The organism is Microvirga aerophila, from assembly GCF_003332305.1.
Taxonomy (GTDB): Bacteria; Pseudomonadota; Alphaproteobacteria; order Rhizobiales; family Beijerinckiaceae; genus Microvirga; species Microvirga aerophila.
This window is the reverse complement of record NZ_QOIO01000011.1, coordinates 1-15,384: the sequence shown is the minus strand read 5'-3', so window position 1 is coordinate 15,384 and position 15,384 is coordinate 1. Positions and strand designations below refer to the sequence as shown.

Below are 15,384 nucleotides of genomic sequence, written 5' to 3'. Positions count from 1 at the left end.
ATGACCTTCCGCACCCCCAAGACCAGAACCGTCCGGTGGATGGCCTGGGACGGGTGCGAAGAAGGCGTGGAGCATCTGGACATCCGGTCTGACGGAGGGGTCCTGGTCGCTACCGGCGTGGTGGTGGCTGCGGGCGAACGGTCCTTCGGGCTGACATACCGCCTTGTGATCGATGATACCTGGTATGTTCGGGAGGCTCATCTCCAGACAACCTCCGGGCACAATCTGCATCTGGAAAGCGACGGACGTGGCGCATGGCGCGAGAGCGGCGAGGCGCGGGCGGATCTTCGCGACTGCACCGATATCGACATCGAGGCCACGCCTTTCACCAATACCCTGCCCATCCGGCGTCTGGGCCTCAGGCAGGACGAGCGGGCCGCCATCAGGCCGGTCTATGTCCGGGTTCCGGCTTTGACCGCGGAACCGGGCCGTCAGCGCTACACGGCCCTTACTCCGGGTGCGCTCTACCGCTTCGAGAGTCTCGACAGCCTCTTCAGGGCGGATCTGCCGGTCGACCCGGAAGGGCTCGTGCTGGATTATCCCGGATTGTTCAGGCGGATCATTTAGGACGGCCTTCGGCCGGGCGTGACAACTCGGCGCGGCCATTGGACTTGGCAAGTAGGTCGAATCTGCGTTAAGTCATTGAGAGAGTTGTAGTTTTTAATAATTCCAAACTGGCCCCATGATTGTTTGTTCCTGCAACGTCTTCTCCGATGGTGACGTGAAGTCCTGCCTCAAGCCGGGGCCGGACTGCCCGCGCACCCCTGCTCAGGTTTATCGCTGTCTCGGATGCAGCCCGAATTGCGGGCGCTGCGTACGGACTATTCGGGCCATCATGGACAAGGCCCTGGCCGATGCCGGTGTTCCGGCGTGCAATCGCGGGTGCTGCCCGACCGCGCTCGAAAAAGCAGCCGCAGAACCGACCCTTTGAAGATTCAGTCTTCCTCCCTAGTTCATAAATCCTCTAAGGGATAAGACACGCTGCCTCCCGGCGGCGCGTTTCGACGAGAGGTAGGAATGAAGGGCGACCCGAAGGTTATCGAGTATCTCAATCGCGGCCTGCGCAGCGAGTTGACGGCGGTCAACCAGTACTGGCTCCATTATCGTATCCTGGACGACTGGGGCTACAAGGAGCTGGCGAAGACTTGGCGCAAGGAATCCATCGAGGAGATGCATCATGCGGATCGCTTCATCGAGCGCATCATCTTCCTCGACGGTTTCGCCAACCTGCAGGTTCTCGATCCCCTGAGGATCGGTCAGAACATCCAGGAGATCCTGGAATGCGACCTCGCGGCAGAGTATGACGCCCGCAATCTCTACGGCGAGGCGGCCGCCTACTGCGACAGCATCGGCGACCGGGTCTCAAAGAACATGTTCGAAGAGCTGATGGCAGACGAGGAAGGCCATATCGACTTCCTTGAGACCCAGCTTACCCTCATCGAGCAGATCGGCGTCGAACTGTATGCGCAGAAGCATATCGGCGGGCTCGAAAGCGATCACTAAGGAAGCCTCTGACCTTGTCATCACCAGCCTTTGCCGGTGATGACAAAGCTTCTACGCGGCAGGACGCGAACCTGTGACCCTCGCCGTCATCCCCAGGCCGCAGAGCGGAGCCCGGGATCCAGAACCGCCAGCTGTCCTGATAGCGCGGTACCGGTTTCGCTCCGTCCTGCACCGTCAGCGTTTATGAGTCCCGGGTTCGGCTGCGCCGCCCCGGGATGACGATGGTAGGCTCTGAAGAACGCCAGCCTTCTATGCGCTCTTGGCTAGGTTTTCGGGCTCATTGATCGCAGCGATCGGCAGGGTGACGATCCGCAGTTCCAGATCGTCCGGATCGGTCCGGATGGAGAAGCCAAGGCTGCGGCACATATCCAGCATGGTGGTGTTCTCGCGCAGCACCTGGCCTTCGACCTCCTGCAGGCCCTCCACTTTCGCCCACTCGATCATCAGCTTCATCAGCTCCCAGCCCAGCCCAAGGCCCTTCAGGTCCGAGCGCAGGAGAATGCCGTATTCTCCCGTCTCGTGGTTGGCGTCCGCATGGACTCGAACCGCGCCCATCATATCGCCGGTGTCGCGGTCGAAGGCCACGAACGCAATGGCGCGGGCATAGTCGAGCTGGGTCAAGCGGGCCAGGAACGTATGGCTGAAATCGCGCACGGGCGCGAAGAAGCGCAGCCGCAGGTCCTCCGGCGTGATGTGCTCGAAGAAGCGCCGGAACTCCTCCTCGTCCTCGGGCCGGACCGGACGCACGAAGGCCTGACGGCCGTTTCGCAATTGGATCTCCCGCTCCCATTCCTTCGGGTACGGCCGCACGGCGAACCGCGGATGTCCCCTGCCCTTGCGGGCCTCCGCCGGAACCGGAGCCACGACCACCCGCGCGTCGACGGCGATCACCCCTGTGTGGTCGGCGAGCAGCGGATTGATGTCGAGTTCGCGCACCTCGGGCAGATCGGCGGCAAGCTGCGCCAGCTTCACGAGCGTGAGAGCTACAGCGTCCTCGTCGGCAGCCGGAACATCGCGATATGCTTTCAGGATGCGGGAAACCCGGGTGCGGCGGATGAGATCGTCCGCGAGTGTCAGATCGAGGGGCGGCAGCGCCAGCGCCTTATCGTTGATGACCTCCACAGCCGTGCCGCCGCGTCCGAACAGGACCACCGGTCCGAAAGAGGGATCATCGGCGATGCCCATGATCAGCTCCCGCGCCTTCGCGCGCCTGATCATCGGCTGGATCGTGACGCCCGTGACCGAGGCCTCAGGCTTGAGCCGCGCGGCGCGCTCGAAGATGTCCGAGGCAGCCTTGCGGACAGCCTCCTCAGTCGTGAGGTCGAGCTTCACGCCGCCGATATCGGATTTATGCACGATGTCCGGCGAGAGGATTTTCACCGCCACGGTTCCGCCTTCGGCCAGAACAGGCCGCGCCGCCTGGGCGGCCTCCTCCGGCGTCCGGGCTAAGGTCACCGGCGCTGTGGGAATGTCGTAAGCCTTCAACAAGGCATTCACCTCGAGAGGGTCGAGCCAGGTTCGCCCATCCGCTAGAACGCGCTCGATGGTCCGCTGGGCCGCAGCCGTGTCCGGGGCGAAGTCGTGCGGAAGGCTGTCAGGCGTTTCCATGAGTTCGCTCTGGGCCTCACGATACCGCACGAGCTGGAGGAAGCCGCGCACTGCATCGGCCTCAGTCGAGAAATGCGGGATCCGCACCTCCTCGAAGACGCGCGCGGAATCCGTATCCTCGCCGATCCAGGCAGCGAAGACAGGCTTCGGGCGCATTCCGGTGGACCGGCTTCGCTTGACCACATCGGCGACGGCCCTGGCGGCCTCTGCGGCTCCCGTCACGGCGGTCGGAACGTTGAGGATCAGGACCGCGTCGTTCTCGCGATCCGCGAGCAGCGCCTCCAAGGCTCCGGAATAGCGCGCCGGATCCGCGTCTCCGATGATATCGACGGGATTGCCGTGGGACCATGTGGGCGGCAGGATGACGTCGAGACGCTCACGGGTTTCCGGCGAGACGGCCGCGAGGGTTCCGCCCAGATCGATGAGCCTGTCGACGGCCAAAACTCCAACGCCTCCGCCATTGGTCAGGATGGCGAGACGATTGCCCGGAAACGGCTTCTGCCGACCGAGGGTTTCGGCCGCGGCGAACAGCTGATCGAGGTCGAGCACCCGCAACAGACCCGCCCGCCGGAACGCCGCGTCATAGACCGCATCCGATCCGGCGAGCGCGCCCGTATGGGTGGCGGCGGCTCTCGCGCCTTGCGCGTGCCGCCCTGCCTTGATGACGACGACCGGCTTGGTGCGAGCCGCCGCCCGCGCGGCCGACATGAACTTGCGGGCGTTATCGATGGACTCGATGTAGAGAAGGATGGCTCGGGTCGAGAAATCGGCCGAGAAGAAGTCGAGACAATCGCTGAAGTCCACATCCATCTTGTCGCCGAGGGACACGATGGCCGAGAAGCCCACCTGGCGCTGGGCGGCCCACTCCACGAGGCCCGCCGCCACGGCGCCCGATTGGGACACCAGAGCCAGATCCCCCGGTTTTGCACCAGAGACCGCGAAGCTGGCATTCATCCGCGCCCGAGGTGCGATCACGACGATGCAGTTCGGGCCGACGATACGAAGCCCGTGCTGACGGGCCACAAGCCTTGTCTGATCGGCGATGGAGCCCGGCCCATGGCCAAGGCCGGCTGTCGAGATGATAGCCGCCGCAATGCCCCTCTGACCGGCCTCCTCGATGACCTGGAGCACATTGCGCGGAGGAACCGCCACGACGATGAGATCCGGCGTCTCGGGCAGGCTGCCGAGGGACGGATAACATGTGCTTCCTTCGATCTCCCGATGATGCGGGTTGACCGGATAGAGCGCCCCCTCGAAACCGCCTAGGATGAGGTTCCTGAAAAAGGTCAGCCCCAGGCTCCCGAGGCGCGGGCTTGCGCCGACGACCGCGACGGAACGTGGCGCGAAAAGCTTGTCGAGGCGATAGGTGGACATGCGGATCCTTCGTCTCGCGAGGGCTCGGGCGACCGCATCAACGTAACGCCGAACCACCAGGGATCAATTGTCCGTCCGTCGCCGGACGCACAGGAACGCACGGGGCGCCCCCAAGGCCTTGTAGGGAAATCGACTGAGGGAGGGCAGATTTACATTACTCTGCCAGGACCCGCGTGGGCGGGAAGATGACCTCGACCAGGGTGCCCTCGTTCGGGTGGCTCGAGATCTGCAGCGAGCCCCGGTTGGCCTCGACCAGCGCTTTCGTGAGCGGAAGGCCAAGTCCCGTGCCGCCGCGCTTGCGCGACGTGGCCAGTTGGCGGAATGGCTCGAGAGCGGCCTCGACTTCCGTTTCGGTCATGCCGATGCCCGTATCACGCACGCGGAACGCAACCTCGCCCCGGTCGGTGAGAGCTGTGGACACGATGACCTGCCCGCCCGCATCCGTGAACTTGATGGCGTTCGACACCAGGTTCAGCACGATCTGCCTCACCGAGCGTTCGTCGGCCACCACCGGCGGCAGCTTCGCGGCGAAGCTCGTGCGCATGACGATGCGGTCGCGGGTCGCCTGCGGCTGCAGCAGCGTGAAGCACGCGGACACGAGATCGTTGAGGCTGACGCTCGTGAACGACAGCTCCAGCCGCCCGGCCTCGACCTTGGCGAGATCGAGCAGGTCGTTCACCAGGCTGATCACATGCGCGCCGGAGGCGTGTACGTCCTTGAGATATTCCTTGTAGCGTTCGTTGCCGATGGGGCCGAAACGCTCCTCCAGCATCACCTCGGCAAAGCCGAGGATCGCATTGAGGGGCGTGCGGATCTCGTGGCTGATCTTGGCAAGCAGGTCCGACTTCTGGGCGCTGGCCTCCTCGGCCGCGCGCTTGGCGCCGACGAGCTCCCCTTCGGCTTTCTTGAACGCCGTGATGTCGCGCAGCACGGCGCAGAACTTACGATCGGGACCGTCGTTGACCCGGCCCATCGTCATGAAGAGCGGGATCGTTCCGCCTTGGCGCACGCGGCCCAAAACCTCGCGGCCATCGTTGAGCAGGCTTGCGACTCCCGGCGAGCGCAGGCCCTCGAGGTAATCGAGCGCCACGATATGGCTCTCCGGCGCAAACAGCACGGTGATCGCGTCACCCACCACCTCGCGCTGATCGTAGCCGAAAAGCGCCTCCGCAGACCGGTTGAGGGACAGGATGCGGCCAGTCTCGTCGAGCACGATCACCCCATCCGTGGCCGTGTCCAGGATCGATTCCAGTTCGTGCATGCGGCTTTCGCGCTGGCGCAGGCCTATCTCGGCTACCTGCAGGCGCTCCGCCGCGCCCGCATCCGGAACCGCACGGACGAGCATGAGCGTTGCCAGCGCGCCGTCCCATTCCGCGTCGGACAAACGAACGTCGACAGCGATGTTGTCGCCCGTCTGATGGGTGAGCGCGAGGGGTGAAGTGGTCACCTCGCCATCGAGGAGAGAGGGCGAGCCGCCGAACAGACGGGCAAGACCGCCCTCCTGTCCGATTTGTTGGATATCGCCATAGCCGGACATCTGAAGCATGAACCTGTTGGCGAACAGGATGTCTTCATCCCGGGTGACCAGAATGCCGATCGGCAGCCGGTCGAGCACCCGGTCCCCGTTGAAAGCGGGCGCAGGCAGCACTGCGCTCCGCTCGACGACTGGCTCCTCTGCGGGGGACATGTCCTGCTCGAACCGGGCCCCCAAGGCACGGGCGATCTCCCGGAAGGCTATGCGCTCCGCATGGGTGAGCCCTGGCGGCGGATTGGCTTGCTTACCGGGCGCAGAAGCGGCCGTTTCAGTCTCATTGGCTGCCTCCGGATCGGGTTGCGGCTTTGAGCCGGACAGGGCCTCGCTCACCCGGTCGCGAAGATGCGCGAACCATCCGTCTTCCACACTCGGATCAGTTTGCTCCCGGGTGTCGGGGGAGCCCTCCTCCGGCGCAACCTCCGCCACGGGAGAGGTTGGTGTCTCGGTGTTGGCTTGAGCTGCCTCCTCCGGCTGCTCGGATAGGGCATCCATGCGCAGCAATCCGAAGCCGCGAAATCCGACGAGCTCGCGATCAGAACCGAAGACGGGCATTCCTGCCCAGTCGACCGGAACCCGCAGGGGTGAATCATCCATGCGCCACGTGACATGGTGCCCGCTCCAGGTCTCGCGGCGTGCGAACGAGGCGCCGACCGCTCCTTTCAGATCGTCGACGACCGACCTGGAGAGTTCGTCCCAGCTCCGTCCAATGATGTCCCCCGCCACCGGGCCGACAGCTTCGGCAAGGCCAGGCGACACATGGGTGAAGCGCGTGTTCGCATCCGTCTGCCAGACGAACCGGATAGTGCCCTGACGCCTTGCCGGCGGAGCCGAGCCCTCGATGGGGACGTCGGGAATATCCAGATCCGCTGCTTCCATGGCTGTCGTCTGGCCAGTGTCGAGATCCGGGCGGGCCCGTGGCGACGTCTTGGGGACTGGGCCCACGATAGCCGTTACGAGAACAGCCCTGCCTGGCTCGATGTCGGCCAGCCGGCAAATGCACGGGATAGGGAGCCATGGACGGGTTGGGTCGAGACGCAGGCGCTCCAGCCTTGAGCCCTCGCGAGGTGCAAGGCCCTGCGCGAGAGCCTTGAGGCGGTCCCGCGCTCTCAGGCCGGCAGACACTTGGCCACTCGGGTCGGCGAATACATCGTGAAGCCCGCTGGCAGCAGGCGAGGCCCACAGAAGCCGGTCGATGGCCAAATCCCACACAAGCACGGCCGCGCCAGGCTCGGACAGATTCGCCAGAGCCTGCTCGGCGGAGAGCCGCGCGATCATCGCTTCATATTGGTGCGGAGCATCCGTCATGAACGGTCTCGACCTGATCTTTCCTGAAACTCGCCTCTTGCCCGAGGTTCTAGACCATTATCGCCACATAACTCCACGTGGCAGAACTCCTAAACTCTTTTACTTCGTGATAACCTTAATAGGTAGCGATCGAGGTTGATTTTGCAGTGCACAATGTGATATTGCACTGCACAACAATCTCACAACAGGAGCGATCAATGGCCAATAACCAACCCCCGGGCTACGAGATTCCGGCCGAAATGCGTGATTTTGCCGAAAAGAGCGTTGAGCAGGCCCGGAAGGCCATCGACGGCTTCATGGGCGCGGCCCAGAAGACGGTCGATACGTTCGAAGGCTCGGCGAATACGGTCCAGACCAGCGCCAAGGATGCCACGCGCAAGACCTTCAGCTATGCCGAGCAGAACATCGCGGCGGCTTTCGACCTCGCCCAGAAGATGGTGCGTGCGAAGGACGTGCAGGAAGCCATGCAGTACCAGGCCGAGTATGTGCGCTCGCAGTTCGAAGCTATGCAGAGCCAGATGAAAGAGTTCGGCTCGATGGCCCAGACGGCCATGAAGCAGACCGGCTCGAAGAAGTAAGTTCAACTCCGAAACCTTCGCGAGGAGGCCAGCATGGCCGAAGCTAAGAAGCCACGCGCGAAGGGCACTAGAACCAGTGCCAAGGGCGCAAAGCAGGCCGCTCCGGCCGAAGCGGCCAACGTGACGGCCGAGATGACCCTCGACCTGAAGCCGGTCGTGCTTTCAGTCGTTCCCTCGAGCGTTCAGGCGGTCGAGGTCGTGCAGCCTGCGCCGATCCCGCAAGCCCGAGGCGATGTTCTTCGCCAAGCGGTAAGCGAGACGGTTGCCGTCACCGCGCGGGGCGCTCTCGAGGTGAACGAGAAGATCCTCGAGGCCCTACAGGCGCAGAGCGAGGCGGCGCTCGAAATCTGGCGCACGGCCCTCAGCGCCCCCCGCCTGTCCGACGTCATCCGGGTTCAGGCGAGCGGCACACGCCAAGCCTACGAGGCGGCAACCGCCCAATGGACGGATATCGCCACGACCACGGCGCAGTGGCTCAACAAAAGCCTCGAACCCCTTCAATCGGCGCTTCATCGCCGCTGAAGAGACTGTCAAAGCAAGACGCGTTGCGATAGGGCTTGGCCATGAACGGCCAAGCCCTATCGCCCTCCCCCATCCCTGCCGTCATCGCCGTGGTGGTTCACGAGGGCCAAGCGCTTCTCGTGCGACGCGCCAATCCGCCGGATGTGGGCCTGTGGGGCTTTCCAGGTGGCAAGATCGACTACGGCGAGACCGTTTCCGACGCCGCCTTGCGCGAACTTTTCGAAGAAACCTCCATCATTGCCCGAGCACGGGACGTCATCACGACCCTCGACATCTTCGAGCGCGCAGGTGATCAGAGCCTGAAGCGGCATTTCATCCTGATCGCAGTCCGGTGCGAGTGGATTTGCGGCCTGCCTGAGGCCGGCGACGACGCCCTTGAGGCGCGTTGGTTTCCGGTCACGGAACTTCACTCCGGCAGAACCGACATGAGCGCCAACGTCGATATTGTTGCGCGCCGCGCCGAAGAGTTGGCTTCACGGGAGATGACTGGTCTCAAAAGCCACTAGGCCAGTTTCATCGAGACAGGATTTTTCCGCGCTTACCCTGCCCGCCATTCCTGGAGCTGATGACCGGCGCAAGGGCCCTCGCACCTGGGTGAGAATGCGCTCGAGAAAGGACCCTGCCGGCGAGGCAGGGTCAAGTCGCACAATCGGTCTCTCGCGTTGGTTGGAGGCCAACAGCCATTTCTCATTTCCACACCAGGCAAAGATGATCGTCAATCCGACTGCAGGCCCTTTGGTTTATGAAAAGTAAACGTTCATAATTCATCAATCATACCGACAATCCACAGAAGCAACTCTATTGCATATACCTTCCACTTGTCGTTAATAATCGTCGTATAGGCGCTTCAAGCCTCAGGTATAAGACCTCAATTACGGAAAAAAGTCATGCGTACCTCGCTTTTCGGATTGCTTGCCGGAACCGCAGCCATCGCCCTCGTGGCCACGACGGCTCAGGCAGCGGACCTTCCCTCCCGCTACAGCCCCGCGCCCGCCTACAACCCGATGCCGGTTTTCACCTGGACGGGCTTCTATGCCGGCTTGAACGTGGGCTACGGCTGGAGCACGGGCACGAGCCGCTATTACGACCCGGCCTTCGGTTACGTGGGCAGCAGCAAGAAGGGCGGTTTCGTCGGTGGAGCGCAGGCCGGCTATAATTACCAGTTCGGCATGTTCGTTCTCGGCGCTGAGACCGACATTCAATATGCGGCTGTCGGCAACAAGGGCGCGTCCTACGGCAACACCTATTACCGCGGCGACTCGGACGGCTATTTCGGTACGATCCGCGCTCGCATGGGCGTGGCCTTTGATCGCGCTTTGGCCTACGGCACCGGCGGCTCGCCTACGGCGACGTCGGCGGCAACCGCGGCGTCGACCCGGTGCTCGGCTATCACCGCGACAACAGCACCAATGGCGGTTGGACCCTCGGCGGCGGTGCCGAATATGCCGTAACCGAGAACATCACGGCGAAGCTCGAAGGGCTCTACGTCAATCTCGACACGAGGGACAATTACGCCCTTGGCGAAACCTTCGGCGAGCGTCGCGACACGGAATTCGGCGTGATCCGCGCCGGTGTCAACTACAAATTCAACTAAGCAGAACCAACCTATTCGGCTCATTGGCCTGGTGGAAACACCGGGCCTTTTTCTTACTATGACTCAGGACTGTTCTTGCGCGGCTGCAATATAAGGCAGTTTCTACAACGCAAACGGGTGTAAGTTTATTATCTTATTTGATCGTGTTATATAAATGCATTTTAATATGCCTAAGCTTTTCGGCAAATGACGTCGGCTCGATATGGTCAAGGTCAACCTTATCCTTTTGCGCCAGTTGGGAATTGGAACTTAGTCGACTGAAAATCATTCCTTCAGTTTTGTACCGACCTAAAATCCCAAAAGAAATCAGCAGCTAAGAACTCGCTGAGATCTAGCTTAACCGTAATTTATGAGATAACGTTGCTATCTGCATCTAAATTACGTAACGTCACGATTAGTTCCACTTTAGATAAGCTTTGCCGTTAAAACATTTCTTGGTGGTGTTCCGAATTTTTGCCGGAACCAATCTTCATTCGTAAGACTTTTTGCCTCACGCAGCCGACGTCGTGTCGGATCTTGGATCTGCATTTCTGCAATGAGGCACACTATGAAATACTCCTGCACCGCCGCCCTTGCTATTCTGGCAAGTGTCGCACTTCCCTCTTTCGCAACGGCCCAAACCTACAAGGCCGGCCAGCAATGCCAGCCGGCTGTTGCTGATGCGTCCCGCTTTCATCGCTGCCGGATTGCTGTGGTGAACGGCAACGAAGTCTGTCGTTGCGCTGTTAGCCCGCAGGCTCTTCGCAGGGCACCCGACGTCACGGCGACCGGCTCGCTCGCACGCACCCCTCGCGATCCGCTTGGCCCTGTCGCCATCCAGAATCCAGCCGAGAGGCTCTCGGGCTCGCACTACATGTACAATGACGGCTGGATCAATCCGGCAACCGGTCTCCCAAGTCGGACCACCAATGACCGGCAAGGCGGCAACCCGGTGACGACCGGAAGCATCGGTGGGGGCTCCGTGATCGGCGGACCATCGAGCGGCGGCTCCGTGGGTGGTGGATCAGCTGGTGGCGTTGTCGGCGGCGGATCGTCGGGCGGCACGATCGGGAATGGCGGCACTGTCGCGGACAATTCTGGAGGCACCACCGGTGGAAGCACCGGCGGTGGAGCGCCGAGCGGCGGGAACTCCAGCACTGGCGGAACTGGCTCTGGTAGCACCGGCTCTGGTGGCGGCACTGGCGGAACCCCAGGGGATGGCACGTCCAATCCAGGTAGCGGTTCCAACAACGGCGGAACCGGGCAGGATGGCTCTCCGGGTAACGGCGGAGGCCATGGCGGACACGGCGGAGGCCATGGCGGACATGGCGGAGGCCATGGCGGACATGGCGGTGGCAATGGCGGTCACGGCAACGGTAATGGCAACGGCCACGGAAACGGCAATAACGGCCATGGCAATGATCCAGACGGCAACGATTCCTCCAATCCAGGCGGCTCCAATAACGGTGATGGGACCGATAACGATGGCGCACCCGGCAACGGCGGAGGCCATGGCGGACACGGTGGCGGTCATGGCGGCGGCGGTCATGGGGAAGGTAAAGGCGGAGACGGCGGCAAGAGTGGCGGACACTCGAAGTAACGAGGCCTTGGCATTGCTGCCAACCTAAGACCGACGCATCTTACAAGTCGTCTTATCGAAAGCCCCCGGCGCTACAGGTCGCTGGGGGCTTTTTTTTATTGAGATGCAGAAGTGCCTGCGTGAGTGCGCAACGCAAGATTCATTGAGGTCGACGCTGACGGGCCACTGCTTGAACCCTGCATTGCCTGTCCGATCATTGTCGCGAGAATCTAGCTGCGGCATGATGGCTTACCAGCATCAAGACTACTTCCGGCACGAATTTTTTATCTTTATTCACCGATGAGCGGCATCCGTTAACAGGTAAGTCTCACCTCGGGCCGAACGCAGTGGGGCCCTATCATGTGCATGTCCGGCATCGGTCGCTGTCTTCGTGACCAAGGACATCGCTTTCGGGGCTTTAGAGCGCCACCGCTCGGGCTACATCGGACCAGCAAGCCTCAGCCTCGGATGCCCTTCTGGGTAAGGACTCCAGCGTTAATCAAAGCAAGAAAATAATCTGATGTGAGCAATAAATACATAGATTGTTTACATGTCGCTGCGGAATAATAGCAAACAAGAAATCTATACTAGCAGATCTGAAATATAATAACCGCTATAGACACAATTAAGAATCCGCTGGCGCGCGCCTGGTCACAAGACGCGAAGGCAGTGGATTGACGCCTTCGCCCGTTCTCATGACCGGACTTGATCCATGCCTGCCATCGTAACCTACAGCCCCACCACTAACCCCTATATCAACGGTGTCCTGGGGGACATCAAATGGGCGGGCAACTCGTTTACGTACAGTTTCCCCACGAGCGCATCCTTCTATGGCGCGTCCTATGGAGAGGGGGAACAGAACAGTGCGTTCGAGGCGCTGAACACAGCGCAGCAGGTCATGACGCGCTCCGCACTGAAGATGTACGCGTCGGTTGCAAACCTCACCTTCGTGGAGATCGGCGAAAGCGCAGCCCAGCATGGGGATCTCCGTTTCGCCATGTCGGATCTTCCAAAGACCGCTTGGGCCTACTTTCCGTCCACCCGCGCGACGGGCGGCGACGCCTGGTTCAACAATTCCAGCCGCTACTATGACAATCCGCTCAAAGGGAATTACGCATCCCTGACCTTCATCCATGAGATCGGGCATGCGCTGGGCCTCGAGCACGCTCACGAGCACTTCGTCATGCCCCAGGATCGTGACTCGGTGGAGTACACGGTCATGAGCTATCGCTCCTATGTAGGAGCGTCGACGACGACGGGCTACACCAACGAAACCTGGGGCTACGCGCAGTCGCTGATGATGTACGACATCGCGGCTCTGCAGCACATGTATGGGGCGAACTACGCCACGAACGGCGGTGGAACCACATATTCCTGGAGCCCGACCACGGGCGAAATGTTCATCAACGGCGTCGGACAAGGGGCAGCGGACGCAAACCGGATTCTCATGACCGTGTGGGATGGGGGCGGCGACGACACCTATGACTTCTCGCAGTACACGACGGCCCTCAAGGTGGACCTTCGCCCCGGCGAATGGACCATAACCTCAGCGACCCAGCTGGCCAGGCTCCACTATAACGGCTCCAAGACAGCTGTCGGCAACATCGCCAATGCGCTTCTGTACAACAATCAGACGCAATCGCTCATCGAGAACGCGGTCGGCGGATCAGGCGATGACATTCTGACCGGCAACCAGACGGCGAACACTCTCAAGGGTGGCGCAGGCGCCGACCGCCTTGATGGCGGAGCGGGCAGCGACAGGCTCGATGGCGGACTGGGGAGCGATACCGCTGTATTCAGCGGCCAACGCTCGCAATATAGCGTGACTTACCTGGGGGACGGATCGCTTCAAATCGTCGACCTGCGCGTCGGCGCGCCGGATGGCAGGGACATCGTCTTAAACACGGAGTGGTTCCAGTTCTTTGACGCAACGTTGTCTTTCGATGAAGTCAGGCCGGGCAACTCCAATCCTTCAGTCGTTGCGACGCCCACCGTCGTCTCCGAACCCACCGCGGGTGAACCGAGTGCCGTGAATCTCGTCGGCACGACAGGTAACGATACTCTTAATGGCGAAGTCGGAAATGACGTCCTATCAGGCCTCAGCGGTAACGATGTCCTGCATGGCGGCGCAGGAGGCGATCAGCTGAATGGAGGCAAAGGAACCGACAGCATCAGCTATGCGGCTTCGGCAAGCAGTGTATTGGCCGATCTGCTCTCCGGCAAGGGTAGCGGAGGCGACGCATCGGGTGACATCTATGTCAATGTCGAGAACATCACGGGCAGCGCTCAGAACGACGCCTTGCGCGGCAACAACGCGGCCAATGTGATCAAGGGCGGCGATGGAGCCGATACGATCATGGGACGCGGCGGGAACGACACGATTGCCGGTGGTCTTGGCGACGACAAGCTCCACGGCCAAACCGGGCGCGATGTTCTGACAGGCGGCGGTGGGCGGGATACGTTCCTCTTCAAGGCTATCAGCGAGTCGCGCGGCTCCCTGCGGGACACCATCAAGGACTTCGTCCGAGGCACGGACCATATCGATTTGCGCGGCATCGACGCCAATACCAAGGTGAGTGGCAACCAAGCCTTCACCTTCATAGGCAAATCGGCATTCACCGGGAAGGCCGGACAATTGACGTTCGCGAACGGAGTTCTGTCCGGCGACGTCAACGGCGACGCAATCGCAGATTTCCAGGTTGCCGTATCCCGCTTGAAGACCCTGTCCAAGGGCGATCTTTACCTATAGCGGCCTTGACCCAGGGCCGGGCCGGCTTTTGACCAGAAGTCGACGCGGCTCAGCCGGATGCAGCCATGGACTGGGCGAACTTCGCTCGTGCGCTGCCGTCGAGGGTCAATCCGCGCTCGGCGCACCATTGTGCAAATGCGTCGGGCCGGATCGGCACACGCACCACCCGAAGCCCCGCCTGCTGCGCGACGCTTTCGTTGTTCTGTGCCGCCATCAGCCAGAGATCGTATGTGGGCGCCAGGCTCTGCGGGTCGGCCATGAGAGACCTGATAGCCGGATAATCGGCACGATCGTACCAGGGAAGACCAATGGTACGAACCGAAGCTTCAGCCATCCTGCACATCGCCTATATTGTTGAATGCAGTAATGATTAATCGCGACAGACCAGTCCGCCAAGCGGCTTTCTCGGAAGTCTTGCGACCCGATTGCCCCAACGCGTGAGTGACGACCACCATCTTGCCTTCATCTGCCGTGAGCAGAATAAAGCATCGATCCTCAACGATCGGACAGCATTCTTGAAGCAGGCCCCCGACTTGGGATCGGGGGCCGTATCATCAGAGGACGAAGTCTGCGTTTGCGAAGGTGTGGGCGCCGAGCGCCTTGATGGTGAAGTCGGCATAGCCGTCGCCGTTGACATCTCCGGCAAGATACGTGTTGCCGCTCAACTGATACGCCTTCAACTCGCCCGCAACCTTGTGGAAGCCCTGTGTGCCGATAAATGTGAAGGCCTGATCGCCGTAGGCACGGGTGTTCGCGTCGATGCCCGCTAGGTTGATCTTGTCGGCGCCGTGGACGAAGTCCCTGACGGTGTCGCCATTGGCTTCAGACGCCGTATCGAACAGGAACATATCATTGCCGGAGCCGCCCCAGAGGGTGTCCTTGCCGCCATTGCCGTTGATGACGTCATTGCCGGACGTGCCGGACAGCGTGTTGTTGCTGCTGTCACCGGTGATGGTCTGGCCCGTGGTCGTCGGGGTCGGAAAGGTTGTCGGAGGGGTCGTGACCGTGGGGACGCCGGCATCGTCGGCCTCGGCGCGCTCGGCAGCGTTGGGGGTGCCG

14 protein-coding genes are annotated in these 15,384 nt (G+C 61.7%); 10 read left to right on the top strand and 4 right to left on the bottom strand.

Features of this window, described 5'->3' with window-relative positions; all coding sequences use genetic code 11:
* The 3 genes from DRB19_RS07930 to bfr all read left to right on the top strand — a co-directional run bounded on the left by DRB19_RS07930 (window position 1) and on the right by bfr (window position 1,503).
* Window positions 1–567 carry a putative glycolipid-binding domain-containing protein gene (locus DRB19_RS07930; RefSeq protein ID WP_114185505.1) on the top strand — a complete coding sequence of 189 codons (567 nt, stop codon included), beginning with the start codon at window positions 1–3 and terminating at the stop codon, window positions 565–567.
* A 115-nt stretch (window positions 568–682) separates the two neighbouring features.
* Entirely contained in the window at window positions 683–931 is a 249-nt protein-coding gene (locus tag DRB19_RS07925) for a (2Fe-2S)-binding protein (RefSeq protein WP_114185504.1), read from the top strand.
* 86 nt (window positions 932–1,017) lie between these two features.
* A complete protein-coding gene (gene bfr / locus DRB19_RS07920; RefSeq protein ID WP_114185503.1) occupies window positions 1,018–1,503 on the top strand; it encodes a bacterioferritin in 486 nt (161 codons plus the stop codon).
* 249 nt (window positions 1,504–1,752) lie between these two features.
* On the opposite strand, the gene DRB19_RS07915 is transcribed toward bfr, so the two are convergent.
* Window positions 1,753–4,485 (bottom strand): bifunctional acetate--CoA ligase family protein/GNAT family N-acetyltransferase, encoded by a 2,733-nt coding sequence (locus tag DRB19_RS07915; RefSeq protein ID WP_114185502.1) that lies wholly within the window; start codon window positions 4,483–4,485, stop codon window positions 1,753–1,755.
* 154 nt (window positions 4,486–4,639) lie between these two features.
* Window positions 4,640–7,324, bottom strand: coding sequence for a PAS domain-containing sensor histidine kinase (locus tag DRB19_RS07910; RefSeq protein ID WP_114185501.1), 2,685 nt, complete (start codon window positions 7,322–7,324; stop codon window positions 4,640–4,642).
* Window positions 7,325–7,521: 197 nt separating this feature from the next.
* On the opposite strand from DRB19_RS07910, the gene DRB19_RS07905 reads away from it, so the two are divergent.
* From DRB19_RS07905 to DRB19_RS07875, 7 genes are all read left to right on the top strand, one after another.
* Window positions 7,522–7,902, top strand: a complete 381-nt coding sequence (locus DRB19_RS07905; protein ID WP_114185500.1) for a phasin — start codon at window positions 7,522–7,524, stop codon at window positions 7,900–7,902.
* A gap of 33 nt (window positions 7,903–7,935) precedes the next feature.
* Window positions 7,936–8,424 (top strand): phasin family protein, encoded by a 489-nt coding sequence (locus DRB19_RS07900; RefSeq protein WP_114185499.1) that lies wholly within the window; start codon window positions 7,936–7,938, stop codon window positions 8,422–8,424.
* Between the two features lie 41 nt (window positions 8,425–8,465).
* Window positions 8,466–8,930: an NUDIX hydrolase gene (locus DRB19_RS07895; RefSeq protein WP_114185498.1), complete on the top strand. Its 465-nt coding sequence runs from the start codon at window positions 8,466–8,468 to the stop codon at window positions 8,928–8,930.
* A gap of 381 nt (window positions 8,931–9,311) precedes the next feature.
* Window positions 9,312–9,875, top strand: a complete 564-nt coding sequence (locus DRB19_RS07890) for an outer membrane protein (RefSeq protein WP_308494328.1) — start codon at window positions 9,312–9,314, stop codon at window positions 9,873–9,875.
* Window positions 9,803–10,018, top strand: a complete 216-nt coding sequence (locus DRB19_RS31670; protein WP_308494327.1) for an outer membrane protein — start codon at window positions 9,803–9,805, stop codon at window positions 10,016–10,018. Before DRB19_RS07890 ends, DRB19_RS31670 begins: the two co-directional genes overlap by 73 nt.
* 547 nt (window positions 10,019–10,565) lie before the next feature.
* Window positions 10,566–11,597, top strand: coding sequence for a hypothetical protein (locus DRB19_RS29820; protein WP_162815620.1), 1,032 nt, complete (start codon window positions 10,566–10,568; stop codon window positions 11,595–11,597).
* Window positions 11,598–12,288: 691 nt separating this feature from the next.
* On the top strand, window positions 12,289–14,325 hold the full coding sequence (locus tag DRB19_RS07875) for a M10 family metallopeptidase C-terminal domain-containing protein (protein WP_114185496.1): 2,037 nt from the start codon (window positions 12,289–12,291) through the stop codon (window positions 14,323–14,325).
* Between the two features lie 49 nt (window positions 14,326–14,374).
* On the opposite strand, the gene DRB19_RS07870 is transcribed toward DRB19_RS07875, so the two are convergent.
* Entirely contained in the window at window positions 14,375–14,659 is a 285-nt protein-coding gene (locus tag DRB19_RS07870) for a hypothetical protein (RefSeq protein ID WP_114185495.1), read from the bottom strand.
* A 220-nt stretch (window positions 14,660–14,879) separates the two neighbouring features.
* Window positions 14,880–15,384 (bottom strand): M10 family metallopeptidase C-terminal domain-containing protein (locus tag DRB19_RS07865; RefSeq protein ID WP_210207452.1); only part of this gene is annotated, 505 nt, incomplete at its 5' end.

Bases quoted from the DNA above. Each gene is read 5' to 3' on its own strand.
- DRB19_RS07915 (WP_114185502.1), bottom strand. From the start codon at position 4,485: ATGTCCACCTATCGCCTCGACAAGCTTTTCGCGCCACGTTCCGTCGCG.
- DRB19_RS07875 (WP_114185496.1), top strand. From the start codon at position 12,289: ATGCCTGCCATCGTAACCTACAGCCCCACCACTAACCCCTATATCAAC.
- DRB19_RS07870 (WP_114185495.1), bottom strand. From the start codon at position 14,659: ATGGCTGAAGCTTCGGTTCGTACCATTGGTCTTCCCTGGTACGATCGT.
- DRB19_RS07890 (WP_308494328.1), top strand. From the start codon at position 9,312: ATGCGTACCTCGCTTTTCGGATTGCTTGCCGGAACCGCAGCCATCGCC.
- DRB19_RS07900 (WP_114185499.1), top strand. From the start codon at position 7,936: ATGGCCGAAGCTAAGAAGCCACGCGCGAAGGGCACTAGAACCAGTGCC.
- DRB19_RS29820 (WP_162815620.1), top strand. From the start codon at position 10,566: ATGAAATACTCCTGCACCGCCGCCCTTGCTATTCTGGCAAGTGTCGCA.
- DRB19_RS07930 (WP_114185505.1), top strand. From the start codon at position 1: ATGACCTTCCGCACCCCCAAGACCAGAACCGTCCGGTGGATGGCCTGG.
- DRB19_RS07910 (WP_114185501.1), bottom strand. From the start codon at position 7,324: ATGACGGATGCTCCGCACCAATATGAAGCGATGATCGCGCGGCTCTCC.
- DRB19_RS07905 (WP_114185500.1), top strand. From the start codon at position 7,522: ATGGCCAATAACCAACCCCCGGGCTACGAGATTCCGGCCGAAATGCGT.
- bfr (WP_114185503.1), top strand. From the start codon at position 1,018: ATGAAGGGCGACCCGAAGGTTATCGAGTATCTCAATCGCGGCCTGCGC.
- DRB19_RS07925 (WP_114185504.1), top strand. From the start codon at position 683: ATGATTGTTTGTTCCTGCAACGTCTTCTCCGATGGTGACGTGAAGTCC.
- DRB19_RS07895 (WP_114185498.1), top strand. From the start codon at position 8,466: ATGAACGGCCAAGCCCTATCGCCCTCCCCCATCCCTGCCGTCATCGCC.